Here is a 15,523-nt window from a genome sequence, read left to right as displayed (position 1 = left end):
ATTGTTTTTTTGATAATCTCGCTCCCGTTTCCCATATTTGATAGTGCCACAATCACCTGTAAATGAACTGCCTTCACGGGAGGCGCGCATTGAATTGCAGTATCTTCCCAGTCTGGAATATTTCGCTTGTATACTTCATTACGATCACATCTGGATTGACGTTGAAGAGCGGTATGTGAAGCAGACTTTCCGCAACCGGTGTCAGGTTTTAACCGCCAATAAAGTGGATACACTCACGGTTCCTGTCAGTATCGATAATCACGGTTTGACAAAAGATGTGAAAATAGACTATAGCCAGGATTGGGTAAGGCGTCATCTTGGGTGTTTGCAGGCTGCTTACGGAAAGTCGCCGTTTTATGAGTACTACGCCCCTGAATTTTTAGGTATATTTCAGAAGAAGTATAACTTCCTGATCGATCTGAATTATGAATTATTGACAATTTGTCTTAGATTGGTAGGCATTAAGAATAGAGTAACGTACAATTTGTCAGGTACTAAAAATGGCGAAAATGGCGTTTTGAATGAGATTTCTCAAATTAACAATAAAAAAGCGGGGTATATTTTCAAATATTATGCACCCGAACCCTATTATCAGACCTTTGGGAATGATTTTGTGAGTAATCTTAGTATTGTTGATCTGATTTTTAATATGGGGCCGGAAGCAAAAAGTGTTTTGTTAAGATCCTTGAAGAGTCGATAAAGCTTATTGAACAAAGATGGTTCATGTAGCGTTTAGAATAGTAAACACTTTTATTGCTGCATAATGGAAGCAAAATTTTCGAATAGAGTGAAAGAAGTAATCTCTCTGAGCCGGGAAGAAGCGCTACGGCTGGGGCATGATTACATTGGTGCCGAACACTTATTATTAGGAATGATTCGTGAGGGCGATGGAGTGGCGATTGGGCTGCTGAAGAAGCTGGGGGTTTCGCTGGACGACGTCCGACAGACCATTGAGCAGGCAACCAAGGGTGCTGCTACTAATAATGTAAAAAATCTCCAGAATATCCCTTTGACCCGACAGTCGGAAAAGGTGCTTAAGATTACTTACCTGGAGGCGAAAATATTTAAAAGCCCTCTGATAGGTACTGAGCATTTACTACTGTCCATCCTGAGAGATGAAGATAATGTAGGCACTCAGATCTTACATAAGTTTAACGTTAATTACGAAGTCATTAAAGAAATGCTGGAATATCAATCATCTGGTTCGAGACCTCACATGGGGCCGGAAACCGAAGACGGAGACGACGAAGCAAGAGGTGGCATGTTCGGTGGAGGAGGTAGCGGCCAGGCTTCTGGAAAAGAAGCTAAAGGCGGAGAAAAGTCACGTACTCCTGTACTGGATAACTTTGGTCGTGATTTGACAAAAATGGCTGAAGTTGGAAAATTAGATCCTATCGTTGGTCGTGAAAAGGAAATCGAACGCGTAGCCCAGATACTTAGTCGTCGCAAGAAAAATAACCCGATTCTGATAGGTGAACCCGGAGTTGGTAAAACTGCGATTGCCGAAGGTCTTGCTCTGAGAATTGTTCAGAAAAAGGTTTCAAGAGTTCTTTTCGGGAAACGTGTGGTAACGCTTGATCTTGCTTCTCTTGTTGCAGGAACGAAGTACCGCGGACAGTTTGAAGAAAGAATGAAAGCGGTTATGAATGAACTGGAAAAATCTCCGGATGTAATTCTTTTCATTGATGAACTTCATACAATCGTAGGAGCTGGTGGTGCGTCAGGTTCTTTGGATGCATCCAATATGTTTAAGCCGGCATTGTCACGTGGAGAAATTCAATGTATTGGTGCTACCACTCTAGACGAGTACCGCCAGTACATAGAAAAAGATGGCGCGTTAGCCCGTCGTTTCCAGATGGTAATGGTAGACGCTACTTCAATTGAGGAAACCATTCAGATTCTTGAAAACATCAAGGATAAATACGAAGAACATCACCACGTTAATTATACACCGGAAGCGATCAGTACAGCTGTAAAGTTGTCTGAGAGATATATCACAGACAGATTCCTGCCTGATAAAGCGATTGACGTACTGGATGAGGTGGGTGCTCGTGTGCACATCAGCAACATTACGGTTCCTGAAGACATTCTTGCTTTGGAAGAACAAATCGAGAATATCAAACAGGAGAAAAATCGTGTTGTAAAAAGCCAGAAATACGAAGAAGCTGCGCAATTGAGAGATCGTGAGAAAAAGTTGATCGATCAGTTGGAGCGTGCAAAACAGGCTTGGGAAGAGGAAACGAAACAAAAACGCTATACAGTTACTGAGCATAATGTAGCAGAGGTAGTAGCGATGATGACTGGTATTCCTGTTACCAATGTTTCGATGGATGAAGGCAAGAAATTGCTGCACATGGCCGATGAATTAAAAGCGAAGGTTATCGGTCAGAATCCTCCGATTGAGAAACTTGTGAAAGCAATTCAGCGTACACGTGTAGGGTTGAAAGATCCTAAGAAACCAATCGGATCGTTTATCTTTCTTGGACCAACAGGTGTGGGTAAAACCGAGCTGGCGAAAGTTCTGTCTACTTATCTGTTTGATAAAGATGATTCGCTGGTGCGTATCGATATGAGTGAGTACATGGAGAAATTCAGTGTATCTCGTCTGGTTGGAGCACCTCCGGGATATGTTGGCTACGAAGAAGGTGGCCAGTTGACTGAAAAAATCAGAAGAAAGCCTTACAGTGTAGTACTGCTGGATGAGATTGAAAAGGCGCACCCTGATGTATTCAATATCCTGCTTCAGGTTTTGGACGACGGTATCTTAACTGACGGTTTGGGTCGCAGAGTTGATTTCCGTAATACGATCATTATCATGACTTCGAACATCGGAGCGCGTGACCTGAAAGATTTCGGTGCCGGTATTGGTTTCTCTACCAAAGCGAAGACTGAAAATCTGGATGATATCATGAAAGGAACAATTCAGAGTGCTTTGCGTAAGGCATTTTCACCTGAGTTCCTGAACCGTTTGGATGATGTGATCGTGTTCAATTCTCTTCAGAGAGAAGATCTGCACCAGATTATTGATATTTCTCTTGGTAAATTGTTCAGCCGCGTAAAAGGTTTGGGTTATGAAATCGAATTGACCGTAGCTGCGAAAGACTTTTTGTCAGAGAAAGGATATGACCCGCAATATGGTGCCCGTCCTTTGAACAGAGCCATTCAAAAATATCTTGAAGATCCTGTTGCGGAAGAGATTCTGAAGGGTGATTTGAGAGAAGGAGATGTTCTGGTTGCGAATCATGAGGAAAACTCAGAGGAGTTAACGATCAAAGTAAGAAAGAAGGAAGAGGAGTTAGCTAACTAACTTTTCAGATAAATTATAATGCTGCAGGGCAGGTCGAAAGATCTGCCCTGTTTTTGTACATATTATTTGAGAATTTGTGTGACTTCCAGGTAGGTTGGCGTCTCATTGGGGATTTTATTCACTGTACATCAAACACACCACTTTTATGTCAACTATCAATATTCTTGAGTTAGCCAAGAGTTATCTAAACACTTCAAACGTAGGAAAACTAGCGGGCCAGCTGAATGAAGAGCCTTCTGCTGTACAACATGGTTTGAATGCCATTCTGCCATCAGTCTTAGGGGCCGTTATGCAAAAAGCTTCTACTACCCGCGGAGCAGGTGAGGTACTCGAAGTTGTAAGAGGTTACGAAGAAAATAACCTGCTGTCTAACTTACCAGACATATTAAGCAATGGCGATAAGTTTCAGCAAATATTGGCTGCCGGAAAGAAGTTGTTACCTGTGTTTTTTGAAGGTACACTACCTGGATTATCTGCCAAAATTTCCGAGGATACCGGTTTAAAACAATCGTCTTCCAATTCACTGATCGGTATAGTTGCGCCTTTGATTTTGAGTATTATTGGGAGTGACGTAAAATCATCCGGCTATGGCTTGTCGGGACTTACTTCCCATTTGATGGGGCAGAAAAATGCGGTGCTGGCTGCTTTGCCAGCCGGGTTCAGTAGTCTGCTTAATTTTAAAGATTTGGGAGATTTTAAAGGTTCGGAAGAGACACATGTTAAACATGAATATGAGGAGAAAAAGAAATCGTCCTGGCCGATCTGGCTGATTGTTATATTGGCGATATTAGGTTTGTTATGGATACTGAAAACCTGCAAAAAGGATGAAACGGTTGTAGTTAATGGAACCGGCGCGGCTTTGGATTCAGCAACGGTTGCAGTTTCAGATTTAGTTGATTCCACGGCGGGAAAAATCAAAGACGGTCTGGAAGTCCTTGGTAGTTTCTTTAAAAGAAAGTTGCCTAATGGTGTAGAGTTGAATATACCGGAGTTTGGTATCGAGAACAAACTTGTAACTTTTATTGAAGACAAAGATAAGTTGGTTGACAAAACAACCTGGTTTAATTTCGATCGGATCACATTTGAGACTGGAAGTAATAAATTGAGTGCAGAGTCGCTCGAACAGACAAAGAATATTGCTGAGATATTGAAAGCATTTCCAGCTGCCTCTCTGAAAATAGGAGGTTATACAGATAACACCGGGACAGCGGCAATCAATAAAAAGTTATCTCAGGAAAGAGCGGATGCCGTTAAGGCTGCAATTGTATCGGAAGGTGTAGCTACGGAAAGATTGGATGCAGAGGGATATGGTCCGGAACATCCTGTAGCAAGCAACGATACCGAAGAGGGAAGGGCTCAGAACCGTAGAATTGCTGTAAGAGTTACAAAGAAGTAAATCCTGTTGATTTGTTAGCCATGAGGACCCGGTTTGCGCCGGGTCTTTTTTTGTTCTTATTGTATAAAAAATATATTTTGATACCGCTAATGTCCGAATCTATGGAGGATTTATCCTAAATTTAGAGCTACATCATATTTGACAATGGTAATGCAAACAAATTCCGGAATAGGTTACATTTTCACTGTTATTTGCCTGCTTTTTGTGATTTCTCATCCTGCCAGGTCACAAAAGTTACCATCCGGGCCACAGGTGCTCACTTTCTTTTCCGATGTTGACGACACGGAACAACCCTATGGTTTATACCTTCCAAAGAATTATGACCCCGCAAAAAAATATCCGTTGGTGATGATGTTGCACGGCGCAGGCTCCAATCACCGTCTTGCATTGCGGCGTGTCTTTGGAAAGAGTAATGCAGAAGACGAAATGGACGTGGAAGCGAGCAGATATTTTCCCGCCTGGGACGATGTGGATTACATTGTAGCTTCACCTCTGGCAAGAGGAACAGCAGGCTACCAGGGCGTACCTGAGCAGGATGTTTATGATGTGCTTGACGATGTTAAAAAAAGATTCAGTATTGATGAAAACCGTATCTATCTGACGGGTCTCTCAATGGGAGGGGGCGGTACACTGTGGATCGGACTAACCAGACCAGATATCTGGGCGGCCATTGCACCGGTATGTCCGGCTCCGCCGGCAGGAACAAAAGACCTTGCTCCTAATGCATTGAATTTTCCTGTACATTTTTTCCATGGTGATGCAGATCCGGTGGTACCTGTAGAAGGAACCCGAAAGTGGGTATCAGACTTGCAGGATATGGGTGTTGAAGTATTCTATAAGGAGTTTGCTAATGTCAAACATGACAGCTGGGTTAATGCTTACGACAACCAGTTTATTTTCGAATGGTTTGGTCCGGCAGTACGTGATCCTTTTCCTGCGAAAGTGCGCTTTGTGAGCAAACAGTATAAGTACAACAAGGCATTTTGGATAACATTCGATAAAATAGAACAGGGTAGTCTGGCGGATATTGATGCTCAGTTAGGTAAAGAAAATTCGTTGGTTTTCAAAAGCAAAAATCTTAACGCAGTTACATTCAATTTAAAGGATCATCCTCGTTTTAAGTCAGGTACAAGCTTTAAAATAGATGCGGACGGAACAATATTGAATACAAAGGCAGACAGTACAATTGCGCTGGAAAAAGTTGATAATAAATGGAGTTTAAAAAAACTTCCGTTAAATACCAGTACTCAGTTGACTAAGAGAAAAGGTGCAGAAGGTCCTATTTTCGATGCATTCTCTTCCCGCCATGTATATGTGTATGGGACGAAGGATGCCCCATCTGCTGAAGAGCTGGCAAAGAGGATTGCCATTGCTACAAAAGCGGCAGATTGGGCCCAGTATCGTGGCCCGTTTTTAGGGAGAATGATGTTTTTCCCGAGAGTTGTATCCGATAAAGAACTGCGTAAGTCAGATATAGAAAGTTCTAATCTGATCCTGTTCGGAACCAAAGAAACGAATTCTGTAGTAGCGCAATACGCCTCCAGTCTTCCTGTCCATTTGAAAGAGTCTGCAAAGGACTTTGGTCTGCTATACGTATTTCCGGTTAACGGACGTTATGTAGCGGTCAATTCCGGATTGCCCTGGTGGGAAGGCTCTGAAGATAGGGGTTTGCCTTTTGTTCCGGTAGCTCATAGGAAACTAAACTCATATAAGGATTTGATTTTATACAAGGGCAAGAGCGATAACGTAGTAGCGGAAGGCTATTTGTCTGATCTCTGGAAACTTACCGGCAAATTGCGGGAGGCGGTCGCGGCGAGTGGTGCAGTGACAATCACTGAATAAGCACATCTATTAATTACTTTTATTTTATATACAATGAACGTTGACGAAAAGATTTCCCGGAAATCATTTATCAAAGCCAGCGCATTTGCGTTGGTGACTCCAATGTTGTCCCGTTTTGATTTCGAGGTTCAGAAGACCTCTAATGTAGGATTACAGCTTTATACATTACGTGACGCTATAAGCAAAGATCTTGAAGGTACATTGCAGAAAGTGGCTGCGATCGGATATAAAGAAGTTGAATTGTTTGGATACAGCGAAGGTAAGTTCTTTGGTAAAACTGCGAAGGAGCTGAAAGCTTTATTGGCAAAGTATAAGTTGAATCCGGTGAGTGGTCACTACGGTGCAGGTGTTCAAAACTCAGGCTATCAGGGAAGCTTGTCCAACGGATGGGAGAAAGCCGTAGATGATGCCGCAGAATTGGGTCACAAATATGTTGTTTGTGCATATCTTACTCCCGGCGAGAGAAAGTCTATCGAGGATTACAAAAAGTATGTTGATCTTTTCAACAAAGCAGGAGAGGTAGCCAAGAAAGCTGGGTTGCAGTTTGCTTACCACAACCACGATTTCGAGTTTCAGAAATTGAATGACGAACTTCCTTACGACTATATCGCGGGAAAAACTGATCCTGCACTAGTGAAACTTGAACTTGACTTGTATTGGGTTGCAAAAGCAGGTCTTGATCCGGTAGATCTTTTCAAACAGTACCCTGGTCGTTTCCCAATGTGGCACGTAAAGGATATGGACAAAGGCGATCAGTCTTTTGCTGAGGTAGGAACGGGTTCTATCGACTTTAAAAGGATATTTGCCCAGAGAAAACTGGCGGGGCTTACCAATTTCTTCGTAGAACAGGATGTGTCTAAGCGCCCTGTGTTTGATGCGATTGCGACAAGCTTTAAGAACGTAAAAGCGCTGAAGGTTTAGTTCTGAAAAATGCTGTAAAAAAGAAGACCCGGCCGCATTGCAGCCGGGTCTTTCCACATTATGCAGATAAAAAAAATTAATCAGCAAGCTGAAGTTTCAACTCGTTGAGTTTACTTTTTATAGACGCGTCAATCTGGCGGTCATTTACACGAAGTATATAGCCTCCGATCAGATTTTCGTCCAGTTTCTCTTCCAGCTCAATGGTACTGCCAGTAGCAGAAGCAACGATTTTGCTGAATTGAGAACGAAGTTCGTCAGTAAGAGGTACCGGAGTTACCACGGTAGCCTTTTGAATTCCTTTTAATTTATTGTATGCTATGATAAACTCTTCCGCGATTGAATCGATAATTGCTTCACGATTCTTACGGGTAATGATATTAAATATAGCAAAAGACACTTCATGAACACGGTTTTCGAAAAGCGACTTAAGAATGCCAAGTTTCTTTTCGTGGCGTACTACAGGGCTTTTCAATGCAAGCATTAGTCCGCGGTTATTGTCTGCTGTATCTTTGAACAATTTCATGTCCTCAAATACTGCTTCCAAAACATTTTTCTCCTTTGCAAGTTCAATCAGCGATTTTGCGTATCTGGCTGCAACTATACTAACAGACATAGTAATTGAATTTTATTGAAAATGAGGTTTATCGGCCTCAATGAGAAAAATTAGTTCAGGCGCGCAGAAGCTGCAAGTTCAGAAATCAATGACTGCTGAGCTTCTTTGTCTTTCAATTCGCGTTGCAATACCTTCTCAGCGATTTCCAGTGAAAGCGTAGCAACTTCCTTACGGATTTTAGAAACTGCAACCTGTTGCTCCTGACGGATCGTTTCACGTGCACTTTCGATGATTTTCTGCGCTTCAACAGAAGCTACATCTTTTGACTCCTGAATAGTGCGGTCAGCCGCAGCTTTAGCGTCACGAAGTATACGATCTCTTACTGCATTAGCTTCAGCAATAAGTTTTTCGTTGTCAGACTTTAATTGAACCATTTCCGCCTTTGTTCTTTCTGCAAGATCAAGTGCACCCTGAATTTCGTTTTCACGTTCTTTCAAACCATTCAGAATTGGCTTCCATGCAAATTTCGCCAGGATAAAAACAACCAGCAAAAATACCACCAGCATCCAGAAAATAAGGCCTGGGTTAGGAGTAAGCAATGACATAGTATTAAATGAGTTTTAGTGGTAAAATGTAAGGCAACTGCTGCCAGAATAATTATTGACCTCTTTTGTTATTAAAAGCCGTGGAAGCCTATTGCTCCCACGGTAAATTTTTTGTGCCATTCTGTAGTCTAGTACAAACAGAAAGTGAAAACGGATGACCGTTTTCTTGCAAAGCCTTTGTTAAAGCTTGAAAGAAATAAGCAGACAGATTACCGCTGCGAACAACGCAACCGCTTCGATAAGAGCAGCGATGATAAGCATTGCCGTCTGGATAGCACCAGCAGCTTCTGGCTGACGAGCGATACCTTCAACAGCGCTTCCACCGATTTTACCGATACCAAGACCAGCACCGATAGCAGCAAGACCAGCACCGATAGCAGCACCGAAAACAGCTAGACCTGCACCACCTTGTTCTGCAGCCTGAAGTAAGATTTGAAGCAACATAATTGTTTTGTTTTAAAATATATAGTTAATAAAAAAGAGATACAAAATCAGTGTCCGTGGTCAGCATGGCTGTGCTCCTGAATAGCACTTCCGATGTACATAGACGACAAAAGGGTAAAGATGAAAGCCTGGATAAACGCAACCATGATCTCAATGAAGTTAAGGAACAGGGCGAAAACCGAGATTACCGGAGCAATCATAAAGCTTTGGAATATAAAGATCAGACCAAAAAGACTTAAAAGAATGATGTGACCAGCTGTGATGTTTGCGAACAAACGAACCATCAGAGAGAAAGGCTTCATGAACACACCTACGATCTCAACCGGGATCATGATCAGCAATAAAGGAATCGGTACACCGTCAGGCTTAACAAGGTGCTTATAGTAGTGTCCGTTAGCTCTCAGGTGAACAACGATGAATGTCAACACTGCCAGCGTCATTGTCACTGCGATATTACCTGTAAGGTTAGCCGAGCCTGGAAGCAGACCCATGATGTTGTTAATCAGGATAAAGAAGAACAGAGTCAGCAGGTAAGGTAAATATCTTTCATATTTAGGACCTACGTTAGGTTTCACTACTTCATCACGGATGAAAAGAATGATCACTTCCATTGCGGACTGGAATCCTTTAGGCGCTTTTCCTTTTCCTCTTTTGTATGACTTTGCAACACTTGTAAAGATCAGAATAAGAAGCACTGCGCTGATCAGCATGGATGCCACGTTTTTCGTGATGGAAAAATCGTAGATCACACGTGATTCATCAACAGGAACGATTTGCTCTGAATCTCCGTGTACCAGGTGGTATCCGTTGTATTCGTGGTGATCGTTGTGAAAATTGGCTGAAGAGAATACTTCAAGACCTCTGTCTTCGGAATAAAGAATTACCGGAAGCGGCAATACTACACCATGTGTAAACTCCCATTCGTGTGAGTCTGCAATGTGGTGCATAATCATCTCGCCAATGTTGAACTCTTTTTCTGACTCTTCCAGATTATGTTCAATTTTGTGCTCTGCGTCGTTGATGCCTTCCACTACCTTTTTAGGCTCGTGTTGTGCATGATCATCGGCGTTTGCCGGAGCAGAAAAAAAGCAAGTTGCCGCAACAAGGGCAGTGGTTAATAACAGTCTGAAATGCTTATACATAAATGCTTGAAATACTATGCTTTGTCAATCGCGGCGCAAGTTACGATACAAACCATATATTTCAAAGCATGTATAAAATAAATAGAGTGCAAAAAAGTTGATAACAAATAGAAATGAATCACTTAGCCCTTTGTATAAAAATATGCCAATAAAAATAAGGCTCAGAATCAGCTTGGCTACGATGGTTGAAATGTAAAAACTGACAAATTTCTCTTTGTTGTTTTGTAAGCCAAATTCCATCAGGCGGTGAATCAAAAAAGATATGCCCAGAAAGAATGCAAGGATGTACCAGATGTACGGATGCAGGTAGGAATCAAGTCCTATGTAAGGAGCAAGGAATAGTACAATTCCTAATATCAGTGTAGCAAGGATGCTGCGTAGCATGAGTTAAAGAATAGGTTACTGTTTGCCGGTACGCGAAATTCCGGTGATTAATAAATAAAGTGACGCTGCGATCGATATCAGTGACAAAATGAGTGTCCAGACAGGTATTTTGTTCTGCTGCCATTCGTCCAGCTTGTAGCCTGCGTAGGTGAAAACGAGAATCGTTCCCAGCATTTGCATGGCCATTCCTGAGTACCTTACCAAGCTGGAAACATTTTTACCGGAGGACTCATTTTGCGGTTCTTTCTGTGGAGTAGCCATATTGCGTCATGGGATTTTCAGTGCAAAATTGATTCAAATTTTATAAATGGCATTATCTTCGATACGTAATTGTCCGAAACAGCGTTTTACTTTTGCGCAAAACCCATCAAATCACCCCTTAAAATAACTGTTTGTGATAAGAAAATTAATATCTGGTTCGAGCAAATTCATCTGTTGCCTTCTGTTCGTGTATGTAATTGCGGCATGTTCGCAGTACAGCACCAGGCCTGCAGCTGTGGGTGCTCACAATTTTTCTGCCAGATACAATGCTTATTTCATGGCAGATCAGGACTTGAAAGAGGCTGAATTCGCTATTAAAAAAGCATATAAAGAAAATTACAATCAAATACTGCCTATCCTCATACCTCTTGATTCTATACTTGCTCTTCCGGCAAAGCCTCAGTTGGAGAATGCTATAAAGAAAACATCTATAGTTGCAGAAAAACACCAGAATAGTAAGTGGGTGGACAACAGCTATATCATTCTTGGAAAGGCAAGGTTGTATCTGGGACAATGGGCCGATGGTCTGGAAGCATTGCGTTATGTATATGCCAATGGTAAAGACGAGAAGGACAAGAACGACGCCATGGTGGTGTTAATGAAAGCTTATATTTCAAGAAAGGATTTTTCGAATGCATTAGGTGTAGCTGAATACCTGAGTCAGCAACCATTATCGAAGAGCACCACCCGGGATTTCTATCTTACTAAGGCATATCTGCACCAGCAAAATGAGGAGTATCTGACATCAGTGGCTATTCTGGAAGAAACTTTCCCTCTTTTGAAAAAGTCCATTGAAACAGCTCGTTTGCATTTTGCTGCCGCGCAGATGTACGACAAGTTGGGTCAGTATGCACTAGCCAACAAACATTATAAAGCAGTATCGAAGAATAAACCTGACTACGATCTGGGATTTTATGCTTCCATGAATTCTCTTCAGAACAAGGTAATTCTGGATCCGAAGGTGGACCTTTCTTCCGTAGGATTTGAAAAGATGCTCAATGACAGAAAGAATTTGGATCTGTTGGACAGATTGTACTTCACGATGGGGCTTCTTGCAGAGCACAAGAACAACTTGCCGCAGGCGGTAGAGTATCTTCAAAAATCAGCAGCTGCCAACGCAGGCTCAAATAAAACACAGAAAGCCTATACATTCCTGCAGTTGGCCCGTATCAATTATGAGTCACTGGAGAAGTTCGATTTATCTAAAATGTATTACGATAGCGCCCTCTCAATTTTACCGAGAGAAGCTCCTGAATATAAATTGGTGGCGGAAAGAAAACGCGCTCTGGACAACTTCGTGAACGAGTTTACGATTGTAAGTAGGGAGGACAGCTTGCAGAAACTGGCAGCTATGAATCCGGCAGCTCTGGACAATAAGATTGATGATATTATAGCAGCAAATGAGAAGAAAAGGGTAGAAGAGGAGAAAAAAATGAAAGCTGCTGCGGCTGCCAATACCAATGGCCAACCTGGCAACGGACCGGTTTTGGATCTGAGTCAGAGAAGATGGGAATTGTATGACCCTGCCATGATTAATCAGGGAAAGATTGAGTTTCGGAGAATATGGGGTAACAGGGTATTGGAGGATAACTGGAGAAGAAGTAGCAAACAGATGAGCTCCGCTGCTAACATGGTTGCTGCTGCATCTGTTGATTCCGCTGCAGTGGAAGAAAATAGGGAAATGAAGAAAGGGAGCGATGCCTGGCTCGCACAGCATAAGGAATTGAAAAGCCATGTTCCGCTAACTCCGGAAACACTTGCGGCTTCTCATAAAGTAAAAGAAGAATCGCTTTATAAACTGGGCAAGGTGTACCGTTTCGACTTGCGTGAAGATGAACGTGCCGTTACCACATTCACACGGGTGCTGAATGACTACCCTAAAACAGGTTATAAGGATGAAGTATATTATCTGATGTATTTGAGTCTCCCAGAAGAAAATCCTGAGAAGCCTAAGTGGAAGGACAGATTGCTTGCCGAATTTCCGAACTCAACGTATGCGCGACTTATTAGCAAAGCTCCGGCCAAAGAAGGCGAACTTGCAGCAGGAGGCCAGGTTAGGGAATATGAGGATATGTACAAAATGTACAGCAGCGGAGACTATGACAAGGCTCTGAATAGCATAGAAAATAATATGCCTTCCTATAAAGGTAGCTCACTGGAAGACAAATTTGCTCTGCTGCGCGTATTTCTGATTGGAAAAGTGCGGGGAAAGGAAGCTTACGCACAATCTATTACTGAGTTTATTAGTTTATATCCTTCGAGCGTCTACCTGCCCCGCTTGAAAGAAATGCAGGAACTGGGCTCAATATCTGCCGGAAGGAGATAGTTTCTGTTTTTATATCTTTGTCTTTATTCATAATACCCCGTCACATGATTGAATTACAACCAGGAAAATACCGTCGTAGCATCATCCGCCTTTGGAGATTTGTAGGACTCGGACTGGGACTGATCATTTTTTATATTGTTGCTGTAAGTTTTAACTTCTTCTGGTTGTTCGGAGGAATGCCTGATCTGAAGACATTAGAAAACCCAAAGAGTGAGCTTGCATCCGAGCTGATTTCAGAAGATGGAAAATCGTTGGGTAAATATTTCTTTGAAAATAGAACTCCTATTGAAATTGGACAGATCTCTCCAAATTTACTGGAAGCGCTTATTGCTACTGAGGACGCCCGTTTTGTAAACCACTCGGGAATTGACCCGCGTAGTTTGCTGAGGGTAGTAAAGGGGGTTGTATCAGGAAATTCGAGCTCGGGTGGAGGTAGTACACTTACACAGCAGGTGGCTAAAAACCTTTTTCAGACACGTTCAGAAAAGTACCGCGGTGCGTTGGGCTATATTCCGTTGGTCAGGACTGTTATTTCAAAAACAAAAGAATGGATTCTTTCAGTTATCCTGGAAAGGAAGTACACCAAACAGGAAATTCTTAAAATGTATCTGAATACCGTCTCTTTCGGGAACAATACTTACGGTATTAAAGTAGCTGCGAAAACTTATTTCAATAAGGAAGCCTGGGATTTGAATGTGCCTGAATCAGCTGTACTGGTTGGGATGCTTCAAAATCCTACCTTATATAACCCCCTTCGTTTCCCGACTAATACCATCAATAGAAGGAATACGGTGATGGCGCAGATGATGAAATATGATTATTTGTCTCCGGAAAAGTTTGAGGTTTACAAGGAACAGCCACTCAATCTGGATTTCACTGTAGACAGCCATAATACAGGATTAGCTCCCTATTTCAGAGAGTCGATGCGTAATTATCTGAAAAGCTGGGTGAAGCTTTATAATGAGGAACACGATACGGATCTGGATTTGTATACAAGTGGATTAAAGATCTATACCACTATTGATTCCCGCATGCAGCGCTATCAGGAGCAAGCTGTGCAGGAACATATGAAGCAACAGCAGAAACTTTTTGATGAACACTGGAAGGGGCGTAATCCATGGATAGATGCAAATGGAAAAGAAATTCCTGGCTTCATAGACCGTGCGGTGAGGATGTCTCCGCATTTCATTGCGCTGAAACGTGATTTGGGTGAAGAGAAAGCGTGGCAGGTGATGAGGACACCTTACAAAATGAAGGTATTCTCGTGGGACGGAGAAAAAGAAATTACTATGAGTCCTATTGACTCTATTAAGTATTACAAACGTTTCCTGCGAGTGGGTATGATGTCGATGGATCCGCGAAACGGACACATCAAAGCCTGGGTGGGTGGTATCAATTTTAAACACCTGAAATATGATCACGTGAAGCAGGGTAAACGTCAGCCTGGTTCTACATTTAAACCGTTTGTCTATGTATCAGGATTGGATAAAAGTTTCCTTACGCCTTGTGACCATGTAACGGATGCTCCGGTGTATTTCGGTCCTGCTGATGGCGTTCCGGGCGGTTGGTCTCCTAAAAATTCAGACAATAAATATTCTTATCGCTCTTTGTCCTTGCGACAGGCTTTGGGGAAATCTATTAATACTGTCAGTGCGCACATCATGAAAATGGTAAGACCGCAGACTGTCGTTGAGTATGCTCACAAATTGGGTATCACAAGTCCGCTAGATCCCAAGCCGGCGCTTTGTTTGGGTATCAGTGATGTATCCGTTTATGAAATGGTTGGGGCTTATTGCTCATTTGCGAACGGCGGGCATCGTACAGAGCCTATGACAATTCTTCGTATTGAAGACAGACATGGTAACATCCTGCAACAGTTCTATCAGAAACAAAATCAGGAGCTGAGTGAGAATATGGCATATAATATGTTGTATCTGATGCGTGGTGCTGTGGAAGATCCGGGAGGAACTGCAGGTCGTCTGCGTCAGTATGGTGTGACAGAAGGAAATGAGATTGCTGCAAAAACCGGAACAACTTCGAATTATTCTGATGGATGGTTCATGGGTATGACTCAGCATCTGGTATCGGGAATCTGGGTAGGAGGAGAGGATAGAAGTATTCACTTCCGTACCATTGCACTCGGTCAGGGTGGTAGAATGGCCATGCCCGCATGGGGACTATTTATGCAAAAGGTATATAATGATGCGACCCTGACAGAGTACCGCAAAGGCCCTTTTAACAAACCTGATAACTATGTCAGAGATTGTGGTGTTTCTTCAACGGATAGCACTGATACCTACATTCCGCCTTCAAGATCAGAAGATGAAGGTGTGTTGTTCTAA

General features: G+C 42.4%; 13 protein-coding genes. 7 read left to right on the top strand and 6 right to left on the bottom strand.

Annotated elements, in window-relative coordinates:
• Window positions 1-43: 43 nt before the first annotated feature.
• The 5 genes from DSL64_RS11855 to DSL64_RS11835 all read left to right on the top strand — a co-directional run bounded on the left by DSL64_RS11855 (window position 44) and on the right by DSL64_RS11835 (window position 7,466).
• On the top strand, window positions 44-700 hold the full coding sequence (locus DSL64_RS11855) for a WbqC family protein (protein ID WP_229217050.1): 657 nt from the start codon (window positions 44-46) through the stop codon (window positions 698-700).
• Between the two features lie 63 nt (window positions 701-763).
• The gene (locus DSL64_RS11850; RefSeq protein WP_115831101.1) at window positions 764-3,307 is read left to right on the top strand and encodes an ATP-dependent Clp protease ATP-binding subunit; all 2,544 of its coding nucleotides are present in this window, start codon (window positions 764-766) and stop codon (window positions 3,305-3,307) included.
• A 145-nt stretch (window positions 3,308-3,452) separates the two neighbouring features.
• Complete coding sequence (locus DSL64_RS11845; RefSeq protein ID WP_115831100.1) at window positions 3,453-4,703, top strand: OmpA family protein; 1,251 nt, start codon at window positions 3,453-3,455, stop codon at window positions 4,701-4,703.
• Between the two features lie 150 nt (window positions 4,704-4,853).
• On the top strand, window positions 4,854-6,545 hold the full coding sequence (locus DSL64_RS11840; RefSeq protein ID WP_115831162.1) for a carboxylesterase family protein: 1,692 nt from the start codon (window positions 4,854-4,856) through the stop codon (window positions 6,543-6,545).
• Window positions 6,546-6,578: 33 nt separating this feature from the next.
• Window positions 6,579-7,466 carry a sugar phosphate isomerase/epimerase family protein gene (locus DSL64_RS11835; RefSeq protein ID WP_115831099.1) on the top strand — a complete coding sequence of 296 codons (888 nt, stop codon included), beginning with the start codon at window positions 6,579-6,581 and terminating at the stop codon, window positions 7,464-7,466.
• A gap of 76 nt (window positions 7,467-7,542) precedes the next feature.
• On the opposite strand, the gene atpH is transcribed toward DSL64_RS11835, so the two are convergent.
• The 6 genes from atpH to DSL64_RS11805 form a co-directional block, all read right to left on the bottom strand.
• Window positions 7,543-8,079, bottom strand: coding sequence for an ATP synthase F1 subunit delta (gene atpH, locus DSL64_RS11830; protein WP_115831098.1), 537 nt, complete (start codon window positions 8,077-8,079; stop codon window positions 7,543-7,545).
• 50 nt (window positions 8,080-8,129) lie between these two features.
• Entirely contained in the window at window positions 8,130-8,624 is a 495-nt protein-coding gene (atpF, locus tag DSL64_RS11825; protein ID WP_229217049.1) for a F0F1 ATP synthase subunit B, read from the bottom strand.
• Between the two features lie 180 nt (window positions 8,625-8,804).
• Complete coding sequence (gene atpE / locus DSL64_RS11820) at window positions 8,805-9,068, bottom strand: ATP synthase F0 subunit C (RefSeq protein WP_019942415.1); 264 nt, start codon at window positions 9,066-9,068, stop codon at window positions 8,805-8,807.
• A 47-nt stretch (window positions 9,069-9,115) separates the two neighbouring features.
• The gene (gene atpB / locus DSL64_RS11815; RefSeq protein WP_115831097.1) at window positions 9,116-10,210 is read right to left on the bottom strand and encodes a F0F1 ATP synthase subunit A; all 1,095 of its coding nucleotides are present in this window, start codon (window positions 10,208-10,210) and stop codon (window positions 9,116-9,118) included.
• 24 nt (window positions 10,211-10,234) lie between these two features.
• Complete coding sequence (locus DSL64_RS11810) at window positions 10,235-10,594, bottom strand: hypothetical protein (RefSeq protein ID WP_115831096.1); 360 nt, start codon at window positions 10,592-10,594, stop codon at window positions 10,235-10,237.
• Between the two features lie 15 nt (window positions 10,595-10,609).
• On the bottom strand, window positions 10,610-10,855 hold the full coding sequence (locus DSL64_RS11805) for an AtpZ/AtpI family protein (RefSeq protein ID WP_115831095.1): 246 nt from the start codon (window positions 10,853-10,855) through the stop codon (window positions 10,610-10,612).
• Between the two features lie 133 nt (window positions 10,856-10,988).
• On the opposite strand from DSL64_RS11805, the gene porW reads away from it, so the two are divergent.
• Window positions 10,989-13,181: a type IX secretion system periplasmic lipoprotein PorW/SprE gene (gene porW / locus DSL64_RS11800; RefSeq protein WP_229217048.1), complete on the top strand. Its 2,193-nt coding sequence runs from the start codon at window positions 10,989-10,991 to the stop codon at window positions 13,179-13,181.
• Between the two features lie 44 nt (window positions 13,182-13,225).
• Entirely contained in the window at window positions 13,226-15,523 is a 2,298-nt protein-coding gene (locus DSL64_RS11795) for a penicillin-binding protein 1A (RefSeq protein WP_115831094.1), read from the top strand.

This window comes from Dyadobacter luteus (genome assembly GCF_003383615.1).
In the GTDB taxonomy this organism is placed as follows: Bacteria; Bacteroidota; Bacteroidia; order Cytophagales; family Spirosomataceae; genus Dyadobacter; species Dyadobacter luteus.
Note: the sequence above shows the minus strand (reverse complement) of the source record. Positions and strands in the feature narration are given on the sequence as shown.

Bases quoted from the DNA above. Each gene is read 5' to 3' on its own strand.
- DSL64_RS11850 (WP_115831101.1), top strand. From the start codon at position 764: ATGGAAGCAAAATTTTCGAATAGAGTGAAAGAAGTAATCTCTCTGAGC.
- DSL64_RS11845 (WP_115831100.1), top strand. From the start codon at position 3,453: ATGTCAACTATCAATATTCTTGAGTTAGCCAAGAGTTATCTAAACACT.
- DSL64_RS11840 (WP_115831162.1), top strand. From the start codon at position 4,854: ATGCAAACAAATTCCGGAATAGGTTACATTTTCACTGTTATTTGCCTG.
- DSL64_RS11835 (WP_115831099.1), top strand. From the start codon at position 6,579: ATGAACGTTGACGAAAAGATTTCCCGGAAATCATTTATCAAAGCCAGC.
- atpH (WP_115831098.1), bottom strand. From the start codon at position 8,079: ATGTCTGTTAGTATAGTTGCAGCCAGATACGCAAAATCGCTGATTGAA.
- atpF (WP_229217049.1), bottom strand. From the start codon at position 8,624: ATGTCATTGCTTACTCCTAACCCAGGCCTTATTTTCTGGATGCTGGTG.
- atpE (WP_019942415.1), bottom strand. From the start codon at position 9,068: ATGTTGCTTCAAATCTTACTTCAGGCTGCAGAACAAGGTGGTGCAGGT.
- atpB (WP_115831097.1), bottom strand. From the start codon at position 10,210: ATGTATAAGCATTTCAGACTGTTATTAACCACTGCCCTTGTTGCGGCA.
- DSL64_RS11810 (WP_115831096.1), bottom strand. From the start codon at position 10,594: ATGCTACGCAGCATCCTTGCTACACTGATATTAGGAATTGTACTATTC.
- DSL64_RS11805 (WP_115831095.1), bottom strand. From the start codon at position 10,855: ATGGCTACTCCACAGAAAGAACCGCAAAATGAGTCCTCCGGTAAAAAT.
- DSL64_RS11795 (WP_115831094.1), top strand. From the start codon at position 13,226: ATGATTGAATTACAACCAGGAAAATACCGTCGTAGCATCATCCGCCTT.